The organism is Neisseria sp. P0009.S007, from assembly GCF_051962515.1.
On sequence record NZ_JBQCVF010000667.1, the window covers coordinates 1 to 897 of the forward strand.

1 protein-coding gene is annotated in these 897 nt (G+C 53.5%); it reads left to right on the forward strand.

Annotation, left to right across the window (positions count from 1 at the left end):
* Window positions 1-741: methionine adenosyltransferase (metK, locus tag ACTHS3_RS15555; protein ID WP_440368447.1), on the forward strand; the 741-nt coding region annotated here is incomplete at its 5' end.
* Window positions 742-897 lie beyond the last annotated feature (156 nt).

Sequence of the window (897 nt, forward strand, 5' to 3'; positions counted from 1 at the left end):
AGCCACCGCCTGATGCAGCGTCAAAGCGAATTGCGCAAAGACGGCCGCCTGCCTTGGCTGCGCCCTGATGCCAAAGCCCAACTGACCGTGGTTTACGACAGCGAAACCGGCAAAGTAAAACGCATCGACACCGTCGTCCTGTCTACCCAGCACGATCCGTCTATCGGTTACGAAGAGCTGAAAAACGCCGTGATCGAACACATCATCAAACCGGTTCTGCCGTCTGAACTACTGACCGACGAAACCAAATACCTGATCAACCCGACCGGCCGCTTCGTTATCGGCGGCCCGCAAGGCGACTGCGGTTTGACCGGCCGTAAAATCATCGTCGATACCTACGGCGGCGCGGCTCCGCACGGTGGCGGCGCATTCTCCGGCAAAGACCCGTCCAAAGTGGACCGTTCCGCCGCCTACGCCTGCCGTTATGTTGCAAAAAACATCGTAGCCGCCGGTTTGGCAACCCAATGCCAAATCCAAGTTTCCTACGCCATTGGCGTTGCCGAACCGACTTCGATTTCCATCGATACTTTCGGCACCGGTAAAATCAGCGAAGAAAAACTGATCGCCCTGGTTCGCGAACATTTCGACCTGCGCCCTAAAGGCATCGTCCAAATGCTCGACCTGCTGCGCCCAATTTACGGAAAATCCGCCGCCTACGGCCACTTCGGCCGCGAGGAGCCTGAATTTACTTGGGAGCGCACCGACAAAGCAGCCGCATTAAAAGCAGCCGCAGGCGTGTAAAAAAATAATAAAGGTCGTCTGAACGGGAGTTTCAGACGGCCTTTTTACATCTAAAAATTCAAAACCTTTTTACGAACGGCACATCGTATTCTCACAAAAACAGCGCAACGAAACCTTGGATTGCTATGCTGTCTTTGTGAATCTACATAAATAAAA